The sequence below is a fragment of the Streptomyces nidicola genome, assembly GCF_050106155.1.
In the GTDB taxonomy this organism is placed as follows: Bacteria; Actinomycetota; Actinomycetes; order Streptomycetales; family Streptomycetaceae; genus Streptomyces.
Window position 1 is genome coordinate 6,335,671 of record NZ_JBNBPI010000001.1, and the last position, 18,203, is coordinate 6,353,873.

Consider the following 18,203-nt stretch of genomic DNA (forward strand, 5'->3'; position numbering starts at 1 on the left):
GCCTGACTTGGACCTGGAGGTTCCATGAACTACGCCGACCGTGACCCCGTCCTGCGTCCCGCCCTCGACCGCGTGCTGTCCGCCGCGGATCGTGATCGGGTCGAACCGCTCCTCGTCGAACTCGGTGAACTTGCCGCCGGCGAGCTCGACCGCCAGGCCGCCCTCGCCGACGCCAACCCGCCGCGGCTCGTCCAGTACGCCCCCGACGGCACCCGGATCGACGAGGTCGACTTCCACCCCGCCCACGACAAGGCCGCGGCCATCGCCTACGAACGCTTCGGCCTCGCCGCGATGTCCCACAGGCCCGGCGTCCTCGGCTGGCCCACCAAGGTCCCGCACACCGTCAAGTACGCCCTGTCCTACCTCTACGTACAGTCCGAGTTCGGCATGGCCTGCCCGCTGTCCATGACGGACTCCGCCGCCCGCATCCTGCGCCTCTTCGACCCCGAGAGGTACGCCGACGAGATCGCCGCGCTCTCCTCCACCGACCCCGAACTCCGGGCCACCGGCGCGATGTTCATGACGGAGAAGCAGGGCGGAACGGACGTAGGCCTGACGGAGACCCTCGCCACCGACCGCGGCGACCACTGGATCCTCACCGGCAAGAAGTGGTTCGCCTCCAACCCGTCCGCCGATGTCGTCCTCACCCTCGCCCGCGTCCCCGGGCAGGGGGAGGGGACGCGCGGCCTCGGCATGTTCCTCGTGCCGCGCCTGCGACCCGACGGCACGCGCAACGCCATCCGCATCGACCGGCTCAAGGACAAGCTGGGGTCGCGCTCCATCGCCAGCGGCGAGGTGACACTGGACGAGGCGTACGCGACGCCCGTCGGTCAACTCACCAACGGATTCCGGCAGATGGCAGAGATGCTCAACGTCTCCCGCCTCTCCAACGCCATGCGCGCCACCGCCCTGATGCGCCGCGCCGTCCGCGAGTCCGTCGACCACACCCGCGTACGCGAGGTCTTCGGCAAGCCCCTCTTCGACCAGCCGCTGATGCGGGCCACGCTGCTGCCGATGATCCTCGACACGGAGGCCGCCCTGCACCTGGTGCTGGAAGCCGCGGCCCGCCTCACCGCCTCCGACGAGGGGGACGCGGGGGCCCGCGCGCTCGTCCGCGTCCTCACCCCCCTCGCCAAGCACACCCTGTGCAAGCGCGCCCGCACCGTCACCGGCGAGGCCATGGAGATCCGCGGCGGCAACGGCTACATCGAGGACTGGGTCAACCCCCGCCTCGTCCGCGACGCCCACCTCGGCTCCATCTGGGAGGGCTCGTCGAACGTCATCGCCCTCGACGTCCTGCGCTGCATGCGCCGCCAGAGCGCCCACAACACCCTCGCCGACACCTACGGCGACCGCCCCGCCACCGCCGACCGCTGGGAGACGCTGCGCAAGAAGGGAGATGAAATCGTCCAACTCCCGCAGGACGAGCAGGAGATGAGGGTCGGGCGGTACGCCGACGAGCTCACCCGCGCCGTCATGGAGACCCTCCTGTACGACCAGGCCGACCACGAGGCCCGTACGAGCGGTGACGGCCGCGCCCTCCTCGTCGCCCGCGCGTACACGGCGCTCGCCGACGACCCTGCCGCGCTGCCCCGCACCGCCCTGGACCACTTCGCCGCGCTGGCCGACGGTGGACAGATCCCGCTCGCCGACCTCCAGGAGACCCGCCGTGCCTGAGCACACGCCGCTGACCGGTATGAAGGTCGTCGACCTCTCGAAGATCCTCGCGGGCCCGTACGTCACCATGTCCCTCGCCGACCTCGGCGCCGACGTCATCAAGGTCGAGCACCCCGAGGGCGGCGACCCCACCCGCTCCTGGGGCCCGCCCTTCAACGGACCCGACGCCACCTACTACTTGGCGGCCAACCGCAACAAGCGCTCGGTCGCCCTCGACCTCAAGTCGGAGGCGGGGCAGGAGGCCGTGCACCGGATGCTCGCCGACGCCGACGTCATGGTGGAGAACTTCCGCCCCGGCTCCTCGCTCGCCCGCCTCTTCGACTACCGCGAGCTGAGCGAGCGCTACCCGCGCCTGGTCATCCTGCACATCTCCGCCTTCGGCGACACCGGGCCGCTGCGCGACGAACCCGGCTACGACATGGTGGCGCAGGCGTCCGCCGGACTGATGTCGCTGACCGGTGAGCCGGACGGGCCCCCGGTCAAGGCCGGTTACGCGATGGGTGACCTCGGCGCCGCCCTCTTCGGCCTCATCGGCGTGAACGCGGCCCTCGTCGAACGCGAGCGCACGGGCCGCGGCCAGTACGTCACGACCTCCCTCTACGAGTCCCAACTCGCCCTGCACATCAACTGGGCCACGGGCTACTTCGCGACGGGCGAGCGGCCGGGGCGCCTCGGCTCGGGGCACCCCAGCCTCGTCCCGTACCAGGCGTACCGGGCCGCCGACGGGCACTTCGTGATCGCGGTCGGCAACGACGCGCTCTTCCGGCGCCTCGTGACTGCCCTCGGCCACCCGGAGTGGGCGGACGACGAGCGCTTCGCGAGCAACCGGGACCGGGTGGCGAACCGTACGGCCCTGAACGCCAAGCTGGAGTCGGTCCTCGTCGACGGGTCGGTGGCCCACTGGGTCGACCTGCTCAAGCCGCTCGGCGTGCCCGTCACGGCCATCCGCACCCTCGACGAGGTCTACGACTGCCCGCAGACGGCGGCCCTCGACATGGTGCGGAAGGTCGACCACCCGGACGTGGGGCCGTTGCGGCAGGTCGCGTTCCCCGTCACGTTCCGCGGCGCCCGCCCGGCGGTGCGCTCCGCGCCGCCGACGCTGGGGCAGCACAGCAGGGAGGTGCTGGCCGAACTCGGTTACGGGGAGGCGGAGATCGACCGGCTGCTGAAGGCCTGAGCCTCTTCCGTCGAGCCGCCCCTCCTGCCACTATCTGACGCATCGTCAGCTAAAGCGTCAGGCAACGGCAGGAGGGCCCGCAGCCATGAAGTCGTACATCGTCGGCGTCGGCATGACCAAGTTCGAGAAGCCCGAGTCCCGGGACTGGCAGTACTGGGACATGGTGAAGGAGGCGGGAACGGCGGCGCTCGCGGACGCCGGCGTCGCGTACGCGGACGTCCAACAGGCCCCCGTCGGCTACTGCTTCCAGGCCTCCACGGCAGGCCAACGGGCCGCATATGAGCTGGGGTTGACCGGCATCCCCGTCTACAACGTCAACAACAACTGTGCGACGGGCTCGACCGCGCTGATGATGGCGCGGCAGTTCGTCGAGGGCGGGATCAGCGACTGCGTGCTCGCGCTCGGTTTCGAGAAGATGCAGCGCGGCGCGCTGGGCGGGGGAGCGGACGGCGGCGACTTCAAGACGTCACCCGTCGCCCGCCACTACGGCATCATGGCGGCCCGTCACGGCTTCGAGATGTCCCCGCCCACCGCCCAGATCTTCGGCGACGCCGCGCGCGAGCACATGGAGCGGTACGGCACGACCGAGGCACAGCTGGCGGCGGTGGGCGCCAAGAACCACCGCCACTCGGTGAACAACCCGTACGCCCAGTTCCAGGACGCGTACACGGTCGACGAGATCCTCGCGGCCAAGACCATCCACATGCCGCTGACGAAGCTCCAGTGTTCACCGACCTCGGACGGCGCGGCAGCGGCTGTCGTGGTCTCCGAACGCTTCGTGGAGGAACGGGGGTTGGGCGACAAGGCGGTCGAGATCGCGGCCCAGTCGATGACGACGGACACGGAGGAGTCCTTCGCGTCCGGATCCTGCATCGACGTCGTCGGACAGCCCATGTCGCGGGAGGCGGGACGGCAGGTCTACGAGACGTCCGGGCTCGGCATCGAGGACGTGGACGTCGTCGAGCTGCACGACTGCTTCTCCGTCAACGAACTGCTCACGTACGAGGCGCTCGGCATGTGCGCGGAGGGCGAGTCCGGCAAGCTCGTCGAGTCGGGCGCCACGACGTACGGCGGGAAGTGGGTGGTGAACCCCTCCGGCGGCCTCATCTCCAAGGGACACCCGCTGGGCGCGACCGGCATCGCCCAGGCGGCCGAGCTGACCTGGCAGCTGAGGGGCGAGGCGGGCGCTCGGCAGGTGGCGGGCGCGCGGGTCGGCCTCGCGCACAACATCGGGCTCGGCGGCGCGGCGGTGGTGACGATGCTGCGACGCGGGTGAGGCCTACGGGTTCGGAGCAGGCGTTATGGGGGCGTAGGTCCAGAGACCTATGCCCGGCGGCCCACGGCGGCTGCGGCGAAATCCGGATGTACGGGGTGTCGGGCGGCTGAGACCATGACACGCATGGCCCAGACTCCCCCCGACGCCGCTTCCGAAGCGGCCTCCGACGACGCGATACGTTCCCGTGGCCGGGCGGCCGGTGTTCCGCCCGCCTGGCTGGTGGTGGCCGTTGCCTGCGCCGGGCAGTTCCTCGTCGTCCTCGATGTGTCCGTGGTGAACGTGGCGCTGCCGTCGATGCGCGCCGACCTCGGGCTCAGCGCGAGCGGACTGCAGTGGGTGGTGAACGCGTACTCGATCGCGTTCGCCGGGTTCATGCTGCTCGGCGGCCGGGCGGGCGATCTCTTCGGCCGCAAGAGGATGTTCCTGGTGGGGCTCGGCCTGTTCACGCTCGCGTCGCTCGCGGGCGGGCTCGCGCAGGAGGGCTGGCAGCTTCTTGCGGCGCGCGCGGTGCAGGGCCTCGGCGCGGCGGTTCTGGCTCCCTCTACGTTGACGATCCTCACGTCGGCCGTTCCCGAAGGGGCGGCGCGGGCGCGGGCCATCGCGACGTGGACCGCCGTCGGGGCGGGCGGCGGCGCGGCCGGCGGGCTCGTCGGCGGTGTCCTCACGGAGGGGCTCGACTGGCGCTGGGTGCTCCTGATCAACGTTCCGCTGGGCGCGGTCGTCCTCGCGGCGGCGGCCCGCTGGATCCGGGAGTCCCGCGCGGGCGGCGAGCGCCGGCTCGACCTGCCCGGCGCGGTGCTCGTGACGGCGGGCACGGCGGTCCTCGCGTACGGCATCGTGCAGACGGAGGAGCAGGGCTGGGGCGATGCGGCGACGCTGGTGCCGTTGGGGGTCGCGCTGCTGCTGATCGTCGCGTTCCTGGTGGTGGAGGCGCGTACGAGGGTGCCGCTGATGCCCCTCGGCCTGTTCAAGGTGCGGTCGGTGGCGGTCGCGAACGCGGCGATGTTCGTGTGCGGCATGGGCTCGTTCGCCATGTGGTTCTTCATGACGCTGTACGCGCAGAACGTGCTCGGCTACACGCCGATCGAGGCGGGGCTCGCGCTGGTGCCGAGCTCCCTCGCGGTGGTCCTGGGCTCGAAGTTCGCGCCGCGCCTCATGCCCCGCTACGGCGCGCGGAACGTGGCGACGGCGGGCGTGCTCGTGACCGCGGCCGGGTTCCTGTGGCAGTCGACGATGAGCGCGGACGGTGGGTACGTCACGACCATCATGCTGCCCGGAATCGTGATGATGGCGGGGGCGGGGTGCGCGATGACCCCGCTGGCGTCGCTGGCGACATCCGGCGCCGCGCCGGGCGACGCGGGCCTCGTCTCCGGCCTGGTCAACACGTCGCGGACGCTGGGCGGTTCGCTCGGCCTGGCGATCCTGTCGACCGTGGCGACGAGTCGCGCCGCGGGTTCGGTGGACCCCGCCGCACTCACCCGCGGCTACGCGGGGGCGTTCGCCACGGGGGCGGCAATATTGGTGGTGGCGGTGGGCGTGCTGCTGCTGGGTGGGCTGGGCAAATCAAGTGCCGCTGCAACGTCGAGCGGTTCCGGTAAATCAAGCCCCTGCGGCGATTGAGCAGCGGGGTCCGGGGCGGAGCCCCGAGGCCGTAACCCCGTTACAGCCACCCGTTCTCGGACGCCGTCCGCAACGCCTCCGTCCGATTCCGCGCCCCCGTCTTCCCGATCGCCGCCGACAGGTAATTGCGCACGGTCGACTCCGACAGATGAAGCTCCCCGGCGATGTCGGAGACGGTCGCCCCGTCCGCCGCCGCCCGCAACGCGTCCGCCTCCCGCGCGGTCAACGGATTCGGCCCGGCGCCCAGCGCCGCCGCGGCAAGCGCCGGATCGACGACCGTCTCGCCGCGCAGCACCTTGCGGATCGCCTCCGCGAGCTCCTCGACCGGGCCGTCCTTGACGAGGAACCCCGCGGCCCCCGCCTCCATGGCGCGGCGCAGATATCCGGGCCGGCCGAACGTGGTCAGGATCAGCACCCGGCAGTCCGGCACCTGGTCGCGCAGTTCGGCCGCGGCGTCGAGGCCGTTGCCGCCGGGCAGTTCGATGTCGAGGAGGGCGACGTCGGGGCGGTGGGTGAGCGCCGCGTCGACGATGACGTCACCGGTGCCGACCTGCGCGACGACCTCCAGGTCGGCCTCGAGCCCGAGCAGCAGCGCGAGCGCGCCCCGCATCATCCCCTGGTCCTCCGCGAGCAGCACGCGGATGCACTTGGCCGGGCGGTGGTCCTGCGGCATCTCGGTCACGGTGCAGAGGGTACGGGGAGCGGGGCCGCCGGGCGCGCTCACGCGGGCGCGGTCAGCGCGCCGCCGGTCACCGTGTCCCGGTCGCCGGTGGGCAGCTCGGCCCGTACCTCGAAGCCGCCACCGCCGGGCCCCTCGCCCGCTTCCAGGGAGCCGCCCGCCGCGGCGAGGCGTTCGGTCAGGCCCTTGAGGCCGGAGCCGGGGGTGGTGGTGGGGGCGGGGCCCGCACCGTTGTCGGTGATCCGCAGCCGGACCCGCTCGTCCGTGCCCTGGACGGCGATCGTGCAGGTCGTGGCCGCGCTGTGGCGGACCGCATTGGTCACGGCCTCCCGCACCACCCAGCCCAGCAGGGCCTCCGTGCGTGCCGAGAGGGGCGGGCCCGACTGCCGTACGACGGGTTCGATGGAGGCGGCGGAGAGGGCGGAGCGGGCCCGGTCCAGTTCCAGGGCGAGGCTGCCCTCGCGGTAGCCGGTGACGGCCTCGCGGATCTCCGTGAGCGCCTGCCGGCCGACCGCCTCGATGTCGCCGACCTGTTCCAGGGCGGCGTCGATGCTGCGGGGCGCGAGCCGTCGCGCTGCCTCCGACTTCACGACGATCACCGACAGGGTGTGACCCAGCAGATCGTGCAGGTCGCGGGAGAAGCGCAGCCGCTCCTCGGCCACCGCGTTGCGCGCCAACTCCTCGCGGGCCGCGCGCAGTTCCCGTACGGTCTCGGAGAGCGACAGGATCGCCGCCGTCACCATCGTGGACAGGAACGTGCCGTAGCCGATGCTCGCCCCGGTGCTCGGGTCCTTCGCGCCGGCGATGGCGCCGCCGAGCACGGCGAGCGCGATGCCGATCTTCCCGAGGTTCCGCCCGCGTACCGCCGCGCCCGTCGCGAGGCCGAGCAGCGGGAAGAACGCCACCCAGCTCCCGCCGTACAGCAGCGACAGCGTGCAGGTCACCGCCGTCATCACGAGCAGGGCCACACGGGTCGCGCGGGAGTCCCGCCTGGCCGGGTCGAACGAGCGGAACACCACGCCGATGTAGAGCGAGTTGAAGACGAGCAGGCCGATGCCGCCGATCCACGGGTTCGGGGTGTCGCCCTGGACCAGGTTGGAGAACGCGCCCATCCCGAGCAGCAGCCACGGCAGCAGCGTGAACCCGCTCATCCGGGGGCCGCCGAGGTGCTCACCGGGCCAGTGCTGCTCGCCGCACGCCTTGCGCTGCGCCTTGGTGCGCTTGTACTCGGCCTTCCACTCGTCGCGGTTCGCCTTCCACGCGTCGCGCGCCGCGAGCCCCGCCCGCACCTGCCCGGTGAACCGTCGCCACCACGTCATGTCGATCCTTCTCCGTTGCTTGCTTCAGATGGTGCGGGCGGCCCTGCGGTACGAGACCACGGCGTAGGAACCGAAGGCCAGCAGCCAGGCGATCAGCACCGCGAGGGCCGCGAGTGTCGGCGCGTGTCCGTCGGCGACCGCCGTGCCGAGCTGCGCGAACCGGTTGGTGGGGGTGAAGGAGGAGACCTTCTGGAGCCAGTCGGGGAACAGCGTCACCGGGAACCACAGTCCGCCGAGGACCGCGAGCCCCAGGTAACAGAGCATGTTGACGCCGCCCATGGCCTGCGAGGTCATCCGGTAGCCGTTGCCGAGGCCGAGCATCGTGAAGGGCAGCGAGCCCAGCCACAGCAGCACCGCGATGGCCGGCCACTTCCAGGCGTCGAGCCGTACGCCGTTCACGAGCGCGCCCGAGAGCAGCACGGCGGCGATCGCGGGCAGCACGGTCACCGCGCCGGTCAGCGCCCGCCCGATGACGACCTCGCGCGGCGCCATCGGCGTCACCCGCAGCTGCCGCAGCCAGCCGACCGCCCGGTCCTCCGCGACGCCTCCCGCGGTGTTCATGGCCGCGCCGAGCGCCCCGTACGCGGCCATGCCGATCATCGAGGCCGTCCTCCAACTCCCGGCGTTGTCGCCGATGTTGGTGAACAGCAGATACATCATCACCGGCATCGCGATCGTGCCGACCACGAACCGCCCGTCGCGCAGCGTGCGCCGTATTTCGAGCCGCAGGTAGTCACCCATCACACACGCTCCAGGTCGTCGAGGCCGTCCAGGTCGGCGCGGGCGGCGGTCAGTGCCATGAACGCGTCGTCGAGGGACGCGGGCTGCACTGCCAGGTTCCGTACGGCGTCCAGCGCGGCCAGCGCCAGCACCGTGGCGTCCGAGTCCTCACTGCGCAGCAGGGCCCGGTCCCCGCGCACCTCCACCGCCGTCACGCCCGGCAGCAGCGCGAGGCCCTCCGTGCCGCGCCCGGCCAGGTCGAAGGAGACCGTACTGCCGCCGCCCGCCCTGCGCAGTTCCTCCCCGGTGCCGTCGGCGACGACCCGGCCGTGGTCGATCACCACGATCCGGTCGGCGTTGGCGTCGGCCTCCTCCAGGTAGTGCGTGGAGAACAGCACCGTGTGCCCGCGCTTCGCGTACGCCCGCATCGACGCCCAGAACGCGTGTCTGGCCTCGACGTCGAGCGCGGCCGTCGGCTCGTCGAGCACGAGCAGCGCGGGGTTCCCGGCGAGCGCCACGGCGAACCGCACCCGCTGCGTCTGGCCGCCCGACAGCTTGTCCACGCGCCGCCCCGCCAGCTCCTCGATCCCGGCGAGCCGCAGCGCTTCCCGTACGTCCATGGGTTTCGGATACCGCCCGGCCACGAAGCCGACCAGCTCGCCGACGGTCACCCGGGCGACACCCCGCCCCTCCTGCAGCATGGCGCCGACCCGCCCGTCCCGTACGGCGGCCGTCGGCGCCGTGCCGAACAGCTCCACGCGTCCCTCGTCCGGCTCGTCCAGGCCGAGCAGCAGCCCGATGGCGGTGGACTTGCCCGCGCCGTTGCGGCCGAGCAGCGCCACGGTCTCGCCCGGAGTGATCTCCAGGTCGAGCCCGTCGACCGCGCGGACGTCCCCGAATGCCCTGACAGCCCCCGTGAGCGACACGGCCGGGGCCGGTGCCGCGTCTGTCGTCTTCGTCTTCATGGCCCTGAAGCTACGGGGCGCGGAGCGCCCGGCGGCAGATGCGGTTGTCCGCACCTTGCCGGTACAAATGTCACAACCGTCTGTCTGACGTTCCGTCAGAAATGCCTTCCGGGGCTCTTCCCAAGCCATGCGCTCTTGGTTATACATGAGGTCGCCGGGTGAATTGGAACAGGTTCTACCCGGCCCGTGACGACCTCGGTGCGGCCGACGGTGCGGACGGTCGCACCGAGGTCTTGACCAGCCTTAGGAGCGTTTGCCTCTATGCCCATCGACGCCGCGAAGGCCGTAGCCGCCGAGCCCAGGTCCGCCGAGATCACCTGGGACCACAAGGACATCCAGCTCTACCACCTGGGCCTCGGCGCCGGCATCCCCGCCACCGACCCCGACGAGCTGCGCTACACCCTTGAGTCGAAGCTGCACGTCCTGCCGAGCTTCGCGACCGTCGCGGGCGCCGGCATGGGCGTGGTCGGCGGCCTCTCCGCGCCCGGTATCGACGTGAACCTCGCCCACGTGCTGCACGGCGGCCAGACCATCGAGCTGCACCGCCCCATCCCGGTCAAGGGAAAGGCCACGACCACCTCGCGGGTCGCCGCCGTCTACGACAAGACGAAGGCGGCCGTGCTCGTCCTGCGCAGCGAAGTCACCGACGCGGACGGCCCGTTGTGGACCAGCGACTCGCAGATCTTCGTACGGGGGGAGGGCGGATTCGGCGGTGACCGCGGGCCCTCCGCACGCCTCGACGTCCCCGAGCGCGCCCCCGACCGCACCGTCGAGCGGACCATCCGCGAGGACCAGGCCCTCCTCTACCGCCTCTCCGGCGACTGGAACCCGCTGCACGCCGACCCGGAGTTCGCCAAGCTGGCCGGCTTCGACAAGCCGATCCTGCACGGCCTGTGCAGTTACGGAATGACGCTGAAGGCGGTCGCGGACACGGCACTCGGCGGCGACGTCTCCCGCATCACCCGCTACAGCACCCGCTTCGCCGGGATCGTCTTCCCGGGCGAGACGCTGCGCATCCGCATGTGGGAGCAGCCGGGCCGGGTGCAGGTGACGGCCACGGCCGTGGAACGCGAGGACGCCCCGGTGCTCGCGGACACGCTCGTCGAGCACAACTGACCACCGGTACAACGACGTACGAAGGAGCCGCACGCCATGCGAGCAGCCGTACTGCAGGAGATAGGCCAGGACAAACTCGAGGTGTTCGACGACGTCGAGACGGTCGGCTTCGGGCCGGGCAAGGTGCGGGTCCGGCTGCGCGCCACGGGTCTGTGCCACTCCGACGTCTCCGCGATGAACGGGGTGCTGCCGCAGCCGGCCCCGTTCATCCCGGGACACGAGGGCGCGGGCGAGGTCATCGACGTCGGTGACGGCGTCACGAACCTCGCCCCCGGCCAGCGGGTCCTGATGTGCTGGCTGCCCGCCTGCGGCACCTGTCCCGCCTGCAAGCGCGGCCAGACCGAGCTCTGTCTCGCCGGATTCATGAACGCGGGCACCCCCAACTTCAAGCGCCCCGGCGGAGACGTCTTCGGCTTCGCCGGGACCGGTACGTTCACCGAGGAGGTCGTGGTCAACGCGGCCTGCGCCGTGCCGATCCCCGACGACGTGCCCTTCGACATCGCGGCGCTCATCGGCTGCGGCGTCACCACCGGGCTCGGCGCCGCGATCAACACCGCTGATGTGGCGGCGGGTTCGTCCGTCGCGGTCATCGGCTGCGGCGGCGTCGGCATCTCCGCGATCCAGGGCGCGCGGCTCAAGGGCGCGGCGGAGATCGTCGCCGTCGACCCGGTCGGGTCGCGGCGCGAGGCGGCCCTCAAGTTCGGTGCGACGAAGGCGATTTCGCCCGACGAGCTGGCCGATGCCAAGCAGAACATCACCGGCGGCGAGGGCTTCGACTACGTCTTCGAGGTCGTCGGCAAGTCCGCCACCGCCCGCACGGCGTACGAGACGACGCGGCGCGGCGGCACGCTCTGCGTCGTCGGCGCCGGCGCCATGGACGACTTCCTTCAACTCAACATGTTCGAGCTGTTCTTCGACGAGAAGAAGATCCTGCCGTCGATGTACGGGGGCGGGGATGTGCTCCAGTCCTACGAGCGGGCGATCGCGCTGTGGCGGGCGGGGCGGATCGACCTGGAGTCGCTGATCACGCACCGGGTGCCGCTGGCGGAGATCAACGAGGCGCTCGACCAGATGCGGACGGGCTCCGCGCTGCGGACGTGCATCGAGCTGTAGCCACCAGCACTGTCGCGGCTCAAAGATTCGAGAGGAAGCCGAACGTATGTCAACGCCGCTCAACGGCCGCACGGCCATCGTGACCGGAGCCGGGCGCGGCCTCGGTCGTGCCGAGGCCCTCGAACTCGCCCGCCTCGGCGCCAACGTCGTCGTCAACGACTTCGGCCAGCCCAGCCGGGACGGCTCCGGTGACGCCGCCGCCGGCCCCGCCGAACAGGTCGTCGCCGAGATCGAGGCCGCGGGCGGCACCGCCACCGCGCACACCGGTGACGTGGCCGATCACCAACAGGCCCAGGAGCTCGTCCAGTTGGCGATCGACACGTACGGCCAACTCGACATCCTCGTCAACAACGCCGGCATCCTGCGCGACCGCATGATCTTCTCGATGACCGAGCAGGAGTGGGACTCGGTCATCCACGTCCACCTCAAGGGGCACTACAACACCAGCCACTTCGCGGCCCGCCACTGGCGCGAGGCCTCGAAGGCGGCCGGCGGTCCCGTGTACGGGCGCATCATCAACACCTCGTCCGAGGCGTTCCTCGCGGGCTCGGCCGGCCAGCCCAACTACGCCGCCGCGAAGGGCGGCATCGTGGGGCTCACCACCTCCACCGCGCTCGCCCTCGCCAAGTACGGCGTCACCGCCAACGTCATCTGCCCCAGGGCCCGTACCCGTATGACGGAGGACGTCTTCGCCGGGTTCGCCGAGCCGGAGGACGGGCTCGACCCGCTCGCGCCCGAACACGTCGCCCCGCTCGTCGGCTACCTCGCCTCGCCCGCCGCAGGGAACGTCAACGGCCAACTGCTCGTGGTGCACGGCGGCATGGTCGCCGTCGTCGACCGGCCCAGGGTGCAGGCGAAGTTCGACACGGCCAAGGACGCGTTCACGTACGAGGAACTCGACGCGGTGCTCACGCCGCACTACAAGGACCGGCCCCCGAACGAGACGTTCGCGGCCGCCGAGGTGCTCGGCCTCAAGCACGGCTGAGCCCGGCGGAAGCCGGACACGCCACTGAGGGGCCCGGCTTCCGCCGGGCCCCTCAGAGATACGTTTCCTCACATCGAGTGTGGAGCGTTACGCCTCATCGGCGCGCGGCCCACGATGCCGCCCGCGCGGCCTCGACTCCTGGTCGCCGCCCGCCGTGGGCGGCGAGGACACCTCGCCGCGGTGCCGACCCGAGCCGCCCCGCGCATGGCGCGCGGCCTCCGAGTCGAACTCGACATCCGTGCCGTTGCCTTCCGCCATCGGAACATTCACCCCGTAAACACGTACAAGATCCTTCAGTTGCAGCCGGGCGAGTCTAACGGTCCGTGGTACGGCCACCGAGGGGTGCCTGCGCCAGTGGGACGGGGCGTGTCGCGGCGGGCTCCGGCGGTGCGGATTCCTCCTTCGGTTCCCGCTGCCGCGCGGCGGGTTCGGGTGCGGGGATCCGCGCGAGGCCGCACGGCACGTCCTCGGTGACGCAGGGGAGGGAGAGCTCCCCGTCGCGCGCGAAGAAGCCGCTGCCCGCGAGCCATCCGGCCGGCGCCGCCACCTGGTGCATCCGGCCCTCCGCGGGCCGCCACAGGCCGAGCCACGGGGAGCCGCCCTCCGCGCTCGCCACGTGCAGCGCCACCGCGCAGCCCTCCGGCATCAGCGACTGGCCGGGCTGGATGGCGAACGGCGTCAGCTCGCAGTCGGCGAGACGCAGCGACTCCGGGAAGCGGATCGGCAGCGTACTGCCCAACACGCCCCAGCCGAGGCGGAGTTCACCCGGCGTCGGGGCGTCCGAACGGAGCAGGATCAGGCCGCTGTCGAGATCGGCGAGGAGCAGCCGGTCCTCGCTGTCCTCGGCGATCTGGAGGAGCGGGGAGACCTCGCCGCCCCGGTCCAGATCCACCACGACCGTCTTCACCGGGCCGCCGCCGTCCGCCTCCGACGGTGCGCGGTCGAGCGCGAGCAGCCGGGCCTCGCGGGACAGCCAGACGCCGCCCGAGCAGCGCCCCGGCACCTCGGCGAGCAGCTCGGGCCCGAAGCCGGCGCCCGCCACCTGCCACACCGCGGTCGACTCCTCGCCGGCCGCCAGCGCGTAGGCGCACCGCCCGTCGGGCGCGGGCGGCAGCAGGGTCAGCTCCTCGCACTCCACGGCCCCGAGCGGCACCTCGCCCGTGCCGGGGCCCGTCGGGTAGAGCAGCGAGAACATCTGGCGCCCGGCGCCGGCGCGGTGGATCAGCACCCGGCCGTCGGTCAGGGGCAGCACGGCGGTGCCGGGCTCCTCCGGCTGGGGGCCGGGCAGCGGGACCGCGTACGGCTCGGGTCCGTCCAGGGTCCAGCGCTCGGGAAACCATGAGTCGGGGCTCGCGTCGTGCCGCGCGAGGCGTGCCGCGTACGTCGCGTCCATCGTGAGCACACATCCGGTGTGCGGCGGTCGTGCCCGAGTCTCCGGCGTGGGTTCGGTGGCCAGGGCCGTCATGGATCAGTCACCTCCGCTTGTTCGGGCCGACGCTAGTTTTCGCACGAACCTCCGTGGCACCTCGCGCCCGCCGTTTCACACGAAAGGTGGGCCATGCCCCGAATTGGCTGTGAACCGTGAGTCCCGTGTGCTCTCCTGCTCCCTTCTTCCGGAACCGGCCGGACTTGGGGGTGGGGCGGGCGGCGCGGGTAACCTGTCTGCGTGCCCCGTCTGTCTGAAGTAACCACCGCGCTCGAAGCCCTCTGGCCCCCGGCCCTCGCCGAGGGATGGGACGCGGTCGGCACGGTCGCCGGCGACCCGGACGCCGAGGTCGGCCGGGTCCTGTTCGCCGTCGACCCGGTCCAGGAGATCGTCGACGAGGCGGTGAAGCTGGGCGCGGACCTGCTGGTCACGCACCACCCGCTCTACCTGCGCGGTACGACGACGGTGGCGGCCTCCACGTTCAAGGGCCGCGCCGTCCACACGCTGATCAAGAACGACATCGCGCTGCACGTCGCGCACACCAACGCCGACAAGGCCGACCCCGGCGTCTCCGACGCACTCGCGGGCGCCCTCGACGTCCGCGTCGTACGCCCGCTGGTCCCGGACCCCACCGACCCCGCGGGCCGCCGCGGCCTCGGCCGGGTCTGCGAGCTCGAGCACCCGCTGACGCTGCGCGAGCTCGCGGGCCGCGCCGCCGACCGGCTGCCGGCCACCGCGCAGGGCATCCGCGTCGCGGGGGACCTCGACGCGACCGTGCGTACGATCGCCGTGAGCGGTGGCTCCGGCGACAGCCTCTTCGACGAGGTGCGTGCCGCGGGCGTCGACGCCTTCCTCACCGCGGACCTGCGCCACCACCCGGTGAGCGAGGCCCGCGAAACCACGCCTCTCGCGCTGCTCGACGCGGCGCACTGGGCCACCGAGTGGCCCTGGTGCGAGCTGGCCGCAGCTCAGCTCGACGAGATCTCCGACCGCGAGGGATGGGGCCTGCGGGTCCACGTCTCGAACACGGTCACCGATCCCTGGACCGCCCACGCGGCTTCCAACCCCGAATCTCTATCTACTTTTGGAGCCCCCAACTGAACGCCGCGCCCGCCGACCAGATCCGTCTCCTGGACCTCCAGGACCTGGACACCCGCCTCCAGCAGCTCGCGCACAAGAAGCGGTCGCTGCCGGAGCACGCCGAGATCGAGTCGCTGACCAAGGACCTCACGCAGCTGCGCGACCTGCATGTCGCCGCGACGACCGAGGAGAGCGACTGCGCCCGCGAGCAGACCAAGGCCGAGCAGGACGTCGACCAGGTCCGCCAGCGTGCCGCCCGCGACCAGAAGCGCCTCGACTCCGGCGCGGTCACGTCCCCCAAGGACCTGGAGAACCTGCAGCGCGAGATCGCCTCGCTCGCCAAGCGCCAGGGTGACCTGGAGGACGTCGTCCTCGAGGTCATGGAGCGCCGTGAGTCCGCGCAGGAGCGCGCGGGTGAGCTGGCCGAGCGGCTCTCCTCGGTGCAGGCCAAGGTCGACGACGCGACCGCGCGGCGCGACGAGGCGGCCGCCGTCCTCGACGCCGACATCTCCGCCGCCACCAAGGAGCGTGAGGTCGTCGCCGGGTCGATCCCGGCGGACCTGCTGAAGCTGTACGACAAGCTCCGCGAGAAGGAGGGCGGCGTCGGTGCGGCGAAGCTGTTCCAGCGGCGCTGTGAGGGGTGCCGGCTCGAGCTCAACATCACGGAGCTGAACGAGGTCCGGGCGGCGGCCGCGGATGCCGTGGTGCGGTGTGAGAACTGTCGGCGGATTCTGGTGCGTACGTCGGAGTCGGGGCTGTAGGCGGATGGCGTTGCGGTCGCGGGGCTCTGCCCCGGGCCCCGCTGCTCAATCGCCGCAGGGGCTTAATAAACCTGACCTCAGCCCGCCCGCCACGTTCGTGCTGCTGCGGCACGGAGAGACCGCGCTGACCCCCGAGAAGCGGTTCTCCGGGAGCGGGGGCGGGGACCCCGAGCTGTCGGAGGTCGGGCGGCGGCAGGCCGAGCGGGCCGCCGACGCCCTGGCCGCCCGCGGTGACGTCGACGTGGTCGTGGCCTCACCGCTCGCCCGCTGCCGCCAGACCGCCGAGGTCGCCGCCGCGCGGCTCGGGCTCGACGTACAGGTCGACGAGGGGCTGCGCGAGACGCACTTCGGGGCGTGGGAGGGGCTCACGTTCAAGGAGGCCGGCGCCCGCTACCCGGACGACCTGAACGCCTGGCTCGCCTCGCCCGACGCCGCCCCGACCGGTGGCGGCGAGAGTTTCGCCGAGGTCGCGGAGCGGGTCGCCGAGGCGCGGGACCGGCTGACCGCCGCGTACCGGGGGCGCACCGCGCTGCTGGTCAGCCATGTGACGCCGATCAAGACGCTGGTGCGGCTCGCGCTCGGCGCGCCCGCCGAGGCGATGTTCCGCATGGAGCTCGCGGCGGCGTCCCTGACCACGGTCGCGTACTACGCGGACGGGAACGCGAGCGTGCGCTGCCTCAACGAGACAGCGCACCTCGGGTCGTAGTCGTAAGCGCTCAGCGCAGCGACGCCGCCTCGCGGGCCAGGGCCTCCACCCGGCCCCAGTCCTTCGCCGCGATCGCGTCGGCCGGGAGCATCCAACTGCCGCCCACGCAGCCGACGTTCTTCAGCGCCAGGTAGCCGGGCGCGTTGGCGGGGGAGACGCCGCCCGTGGGGCAGAAGCGGGCCTGCGGCAGCGGGCCCGCCAGCGACTTCAGGTACGCGGTGCCGCCCGCGGCCTCCGCCGGGAAGAACTTCATCTCCTGCACGCCGCGCTCCAGCAGCGCCACGACCTCCGACGTCGTGGAGACGCCGGGCAGGAACGGCACGCCGGACCCCTTCATCGCGTCGAGCAGCGCCTCCGTCCAGCCGGGGCTGACCAGGAAGCGGGCGCCCGCGGCCACCGAGTCGGCGACGTTCGCGGGGTTGATCACGGTGCCCGCGCCCACGACGGCGTCCGGGACCTCCGCGGCGATCGCCTTGATCGCGTCGAGCGCGGCGGGCGTGCGCAGGGTCACCTCGATGGCGGGCAGGCCGCCCGCGACGAGCGCCCGCGCGAGCGGCACCGCGTCGGCGATGTCCTCCACCACGACGACGGGGACGACGGGGGCGAGATCCAGCACGGAGGCGGAGGCGGCCGAGGTGGCGGCGGCGTCAGAGGAGGAGGTCATGGGGCCATCCTGCCCCGCCCGCAGCAGCATGCGCAAAGGGCGTTGCGCATGCTGCAATAAGCGGGTTGCTGGGTCTTGCCGCAATCAATGGGCCGCCCGCCGGGTCTCAGTGGATCTCGTCCACCAGCACGTCCAGGTTCCAGGGCCGCCCGGCCTTCGCGGGCTCCTCGACCTCCACGTCGTAACCGAGGTCGCGCAGTACGTCGACGAGCTCGGCGGGTCCGGCCGGCGCGGCCCCCGCCATCAGCAGCGACCGGACGATCCGCCCCTTCGTCGCCTTGTTGAAGTGGGAGACGACCTTGCGGGTCGGCGCGTGCAGCACGCGCACCGTCGCCGTCCGCTTGGCGACCGTGCCGTCCGAGGCCTTCGGCTTCCACGCGCTCGCGTACGCCGAGGAGCGGAGGTCCAGGACGAGCCCGTCCCCGGCGGCCTCCGGCATCACCTCGGCCATCGGCCCGCGCCAGTACGCCCCGAGCGCGCCGAGGCCCGGCAGCTTCACGCCCATCGAGCACCGGTAGGAGGGGATCCTGTCGGTGACGCCGACCGCGCCCCACAGCCCGGAGAACACGAGGAGCGACTTCGCCGCCCGCTTCTTGGCTGCCGCGTCGAGGGAGGCCAGGTCCAGGGCGTCGTACAGGACGCCCGTGTAGATCTCGCCGGCCGGGCGCGCGCCCGCCGTGCGCAGCTCCGTGTTCTTGGCGATCTCGCCGCGCAGCCCCTCGCTCAGGCCGAGCACCTCGCGCGCCTTCTCCTCGTCGGCGCCGCACAGCTCCACCAGCTCGTCCAGGACGGCCGCCCGCGCCTCGGTGAGCCCCGGCAGCGAGAGCGCCTCCAGCTTCAGCGGCGCCCCGCGTCCGGAAGCGGCCTTACCCTCCGACGGCGGCAACAGCACAAGCACGGGGCACTCCTCAAGCACGTA

17 protein-coding genes and 1 pseudogene are annotated in these 18,203 nt (G+C 72.2%); 10 read left to right on the forward strand and 8 right to left on the reverse strand.

Going from position 1 to position 18,203, the window contains the following annotated elements; genetic code table 11:
• Window positions 1–24: 24 nt before the first annotated feature.
• From ACOKM3_RS28595 to ACOKM3_RS28610, 4 genes are all read left to right on the forward strand, one after another.
• Window positions 25–1,677, forward strand: a complete 1,653-nt coding sequence (locus ACOKM3_RS28595) for an acyl-CoA dehydrogenase family protein (protein ID WP_426903890.1) — start codon at window positions 25–27, stop codon at window positions 1,675–1,677.
• Window positions 1,670–2,854 carry a CaiB/BaiF CoA transferase family protein gene (locus ACOKM3_RS28600; protein WP_426903891.1) on the forward strand — a complete coding sequence of 395 codons (1,185 nt, stop codon included), beginning with the start codon at window positions 1,670–1,672 and terminating at the stop codon, window positions 2,852–2,854. Before ACOKM3_RS28595 ends, ACOKM3_RS28600 begins: the two co-directional genes overlap by 8 nt.
• 85 nt (window positions 2,855–2,939) lie before the next feature.
• The gene (locus ACOKM3_RS28605; RefSeq protein WP_426903892.1) at window positions 2,940–4,130 is read left to right on the forward strand and encodes a lipid-transfer protein; all 1,191 of its coding nucleotides are present in this window, start codon (window positions 2,940–2,942) and stop codon (window positions 4,128–4,130) included.
• A gap of 123 nt (window positions 4,131–4,253) precedes the next feature.
• On the forward strand, window positions 4,254–5,750 hold the full coding sequence (locus tag ACOKM3_RS28610; RefSeq protein ID WP_426903893.1) for a DHA2 family efflux MFS transporter permease subunit: 1,497 nt from the start codon (window positions 4,254–4,256) through the stop codon (window positions 5,748–5,750).
• 40 nt (window positions 5,751–5,790) lie between these two features.
• On the opposite strand, the gene ACOKM3_RS28615 is transcribed toward ACOKM3_RS28610, so the two are convergent.
• The 4 genes from ACOKM3_RS28615 to ACOKM3_RS28630 are packed head-to-tail and all read right to left on the reverse strand — an operon-like array spanning window position 5,791 to window position 9,433.
• Complete coding sequence (locus ACOKM3_RS28615) at window positions 5,791–6,423, reverse strand: response regulator transcription factor (protein WP_426906919.1); 633 nt, start codon at window positions 6,421–6,423, stop codon at window positions 5,791–5,793.
• A 47-nt stretch (window positions 6,424–6,470) separates the two neighbouring features.
• Window positions 6,471–7,748 carry a sensor histidine kinase gene (locus tag ACOKM3_RS28620; RefSeq protein WP_426903894.1) on the reverse strand — a complete coding sequence of 426 codons (1,278 nt, stop codon included), beginning with the start codon at window positions 7,746–7,748 and terminating at the stop codon, window positions 6,471–6,473.
• 24 nt (window positions 7,749–7,772) lie between these two features.
• Window positions 7,773–8,489: an ABC transporter permease gene (locus tag ACOKM3_RS28625; protein WP_426903895.1), complete on the reverse strand. Its 717-nt coding sequence runs from the start codon at window positions 8,487–8,489 to the stop codon at window positions 7,773–7,775.
• Window positions 8,489–9,433 (reverse strand): ABC transporter ATP-binding protein, encoded by a 945-nt coding sequence (locus ACOKM3_RS28630; RefSeq protein ID WP_426903896.1) that lies wholly within the window; start codon window positions 9,431–9,433, stop codon window positions 8,489–8,491. Before ACOKM3_RS28630 ends, ACOKM3_RS28625 begins: the two co-directional genes overlap by 1 nt.
• A 261-nt stretch (window positions 9,434–9,694) precedes the next feature.
• Between ACOKM3_RS28630 and ACOKM3_RS28635 the strand changes: the two genes are divergently transcribed.
• From ACOKM3_RS28635 to ACOKM3_RS28645, 3 genes are read left to right on the forward strand one after another with little or no spacing between them, the layout of a single operon-like run.
• A complete protein-coding gene (locus ACOKM3_RS28635) occupies window positions 9,695–10,549 on the forward strand; it encodes a MaoC/PaaZ C-terminal domain-containing protein (protein ID WP_426903897.1) in 855 nt (284 codons plus the stop codon).
• 36 nt (window positions 10,550–10,585) lie between these two features.
• On the forward strand, window positions 10,586–11,662 hold the full coding sequence (locus ACOKM3_RS28640; protein ID WP_426903898.1) for a Zn-dependent alcohol dehydrogenase: 1,077 nt from the start codon (window positions 10,586–10,588) through the stop codon (window positions 11,660–11,662).
• 46 nt (window positions 11,663–11,708) lie between these two features.
• The gene (locus ACOKM3_RS28645) at window positions 11,709–12,647 is read left to right on the forward strand and encodes a 3-oxoacyl-ACP reductase (protein ID WP_426903899.1); all 939 of its coding nucleotides are present in this window, start codon (window positions 11,709–11,711) and stop codon (window positions 12,645–12,647) included.
• Between the two features lie 87 nt (window positions 12,648–12,734).
• Here ACOKM3_RS28645 and ACOKM3_RS28650 read toward each other — a convergent pair whose 3' ends face one another.
• Together ACOKM3_RS28650 and ACOKM3_RS28655 are read right to left on the reverse strand one after the other, a co-directional pair.
• Entirely contained in the window at window positions 12,735–12,905 is a 171-nt protein-coding gene (locus ACOKM3_RS28650) for a hypothetical protein (RefSeq protein WP_426903900.1), read from the reverse strand.
• 55 nt (window positions 12,906–12,960) lie between these two features.
• A complete protein-coding gene (locus ACOKM3_RS28655; RefSeq protein WP_426903901.1) occupies window positions 12,961–14,112 on the reverse strand; it encodes a hypothetical protein in 1,152 nt (383 codons plus the stop codon).
• Between the two features lie 201 nt (window positions 14,113–14,313).
• On the opposite strand from ACOKM3_RS28655, the gene ACOKM3_RS28660 reads away from it, so the two are divergent.
• The 3 genes and pseudogenes from ACOKM3_RS28660 to ACOKM3_RS28670 all read left to right on the forward strand — a co-directional run.
• A complete protein-coding gene (locus tag ACOKM3_RS28660; protein WP_426903902.1) occupies window positions 14,314–15,174 on the forward strand; it encodes a Nif3-like dinuclear metal center hexameric protein in 861 nt (286 codons plus the stop codon).
• The gene (locus ACOKM3_RS28665) at window positions 15,171–15,914 is read left to right on the forward strand and encodes a zinc ribbon domain-containing protein (RefSeq protein ID WP_426906920.1); all 744 of its coding nucleotides are present in this window, start codon (window positions 15,171–15,173) and stop codon (window positions 15,912–15,914) included. Before ACOKM3_RS28660 ends, ACOKM3_RS28665 begins: the two co-directional genes overlap by 4 nt.
• Before the next feature lie 67 nt (window positions 15,915–15,981).
• Window positions 15,982–16,620: pseudogene (locus tag ACOKM3_RS28670) on the forward strand (histidine phosphatase family protein); the annotation flags it as partial.
• A gap of 10 nt (window positions 16,621–16,630) precedes the next feature.
• Here the strand turns inward: ACOKM3_RS28670 and eda are convergent.
• Together eda and yaaA are read right to left on the reverse strand one after the other, a co-directional pair.
• Window positions 16,631–17,284 (reverse strand): bifunctional 4-hydroxy-2-oxoglutarate aldolase/2-dehydro-3-deoxy-phosphogluconate aldolase, encoded by a 654-nt coding sequence (gene eda, locus ACOKM3_RS28675; RefSeq protein ID WP_426903903.1) that lies wholly within the window; start codon window positions 17,282–17,284, stop codon window positions 16,631–16,633.
• A gap of 106 nt (window positions 17,285–17,390) precedes the next feature.
• A complete protein-coding gene (gene yaaA / locus ACOKM3_RS28680; RefSeq protein WP_426903904.1) occupies window positions 17,391–18,182 on the reverse strand; it encodes a peroxide stress protein YaaA in 792 nt (263 codons plus the stop codon).
• Window positions 18,183–18,203 lie beyond the last annotated feature (21 nt).

Excerpts from the sequence above, each read along its gene's own strand:
- ACOKM3_RS28595 (WP_426903890.1), top strand. The coding sequence starts at position 25 with ATGAACTACGCCGACCGTGACCCCGTCCTGCGTCCCGCCCTCGACCGC.
- ACOKM3_RS28605 (WP_426903892.1), top strand. The coding sequence starts at position 2,940 with ATGAAGTCGTACATCGTCGGCGTCGGCATGACCAAGTTCGAGAAGCCC.
- ACOKM3_RS28610 (WP_426903893.1), top strand. The coding sequence starts at position 4,254 with ATGGCCCAGACTCCCCCCGACGCCGCTTCCGAAGCGGCCTCCGACGAC.
- ACOKM3_RS28615 (WP_426906919.1), bottom strand. The coding sequence starts at position 6,423 with ATGCCGCAGGACCACCGCCCGGCCAAGTGCATCCGCGTGCTGCTCGCG.
- ACOKM3_RS28620 (WP_426903894.1), bottom strand. The coding sequence starts at position 7,748 with ATGACGTGGTGGCGACGGTTCACCGGGCAGGTGCGGGCGGGGCTCGCG.
- ACOKM3_RS28625 (WP_426903895.1), bottom strand. The coding sequence starts at position 8,489 with ATGGGTGACTACCTGCGGCTCGAAATACGGCGCACGCTGCGCGACGGG.
- ACOKM3_RS28630 (WP_426903896.1), bottom strand. The coding sequence starts at position 9,433 with ATGAAGACGAAGACGACAGACGCGGCACCGGCCCCGGCCGTGTCGCTC.
- ACOKM3_RS28635 (WP_426903897.1), top strand. The coding sequence starts at position 9,695 with ATGCCCATCGACGCCGCGAAGGCCGTAGCCGCCGAGCCCAGGTCCGCC.
- ACOKM3_RS28640 (WP_426903898.1), top strand. The coding sequence starts at position 10,586 with ATGCGAGCAGCCGTACTGCAGGAGATAGGCCAGGACAAACTCGAGGTG.
- ACOKM3_RS28645 (WP_426903899.1), top strand. The coding sequence starts at position 11,709 with ATGTCAACGCCGCTCAACGGCCGCACGGCCATCGTGACCGGAGCCGGG.
- ACOKM3_RS28650 (WP_426903900.1), bottom strand. The coding sequence starts at position 12,905 with ATGGCGGAAGGCAACGGCACGGATGTCGAGTTCGACTCGGAGGCCGCG.
- ACOKM3_RS28655 (WP_426903901.1), bottom strand. The coding sequence starts at position 14,112 with ATGACGGCCCTGGCCACCGAACCCACGCCGGAGACTCGGGCACGACCG.
- eda (WP_426903903.1), bottom strand. The coding sequence starts at position 17,284 with ATGACCTCCTCCTCTGACGCCGCCGCCACCTCGGCCGCCTCCGCCTCC.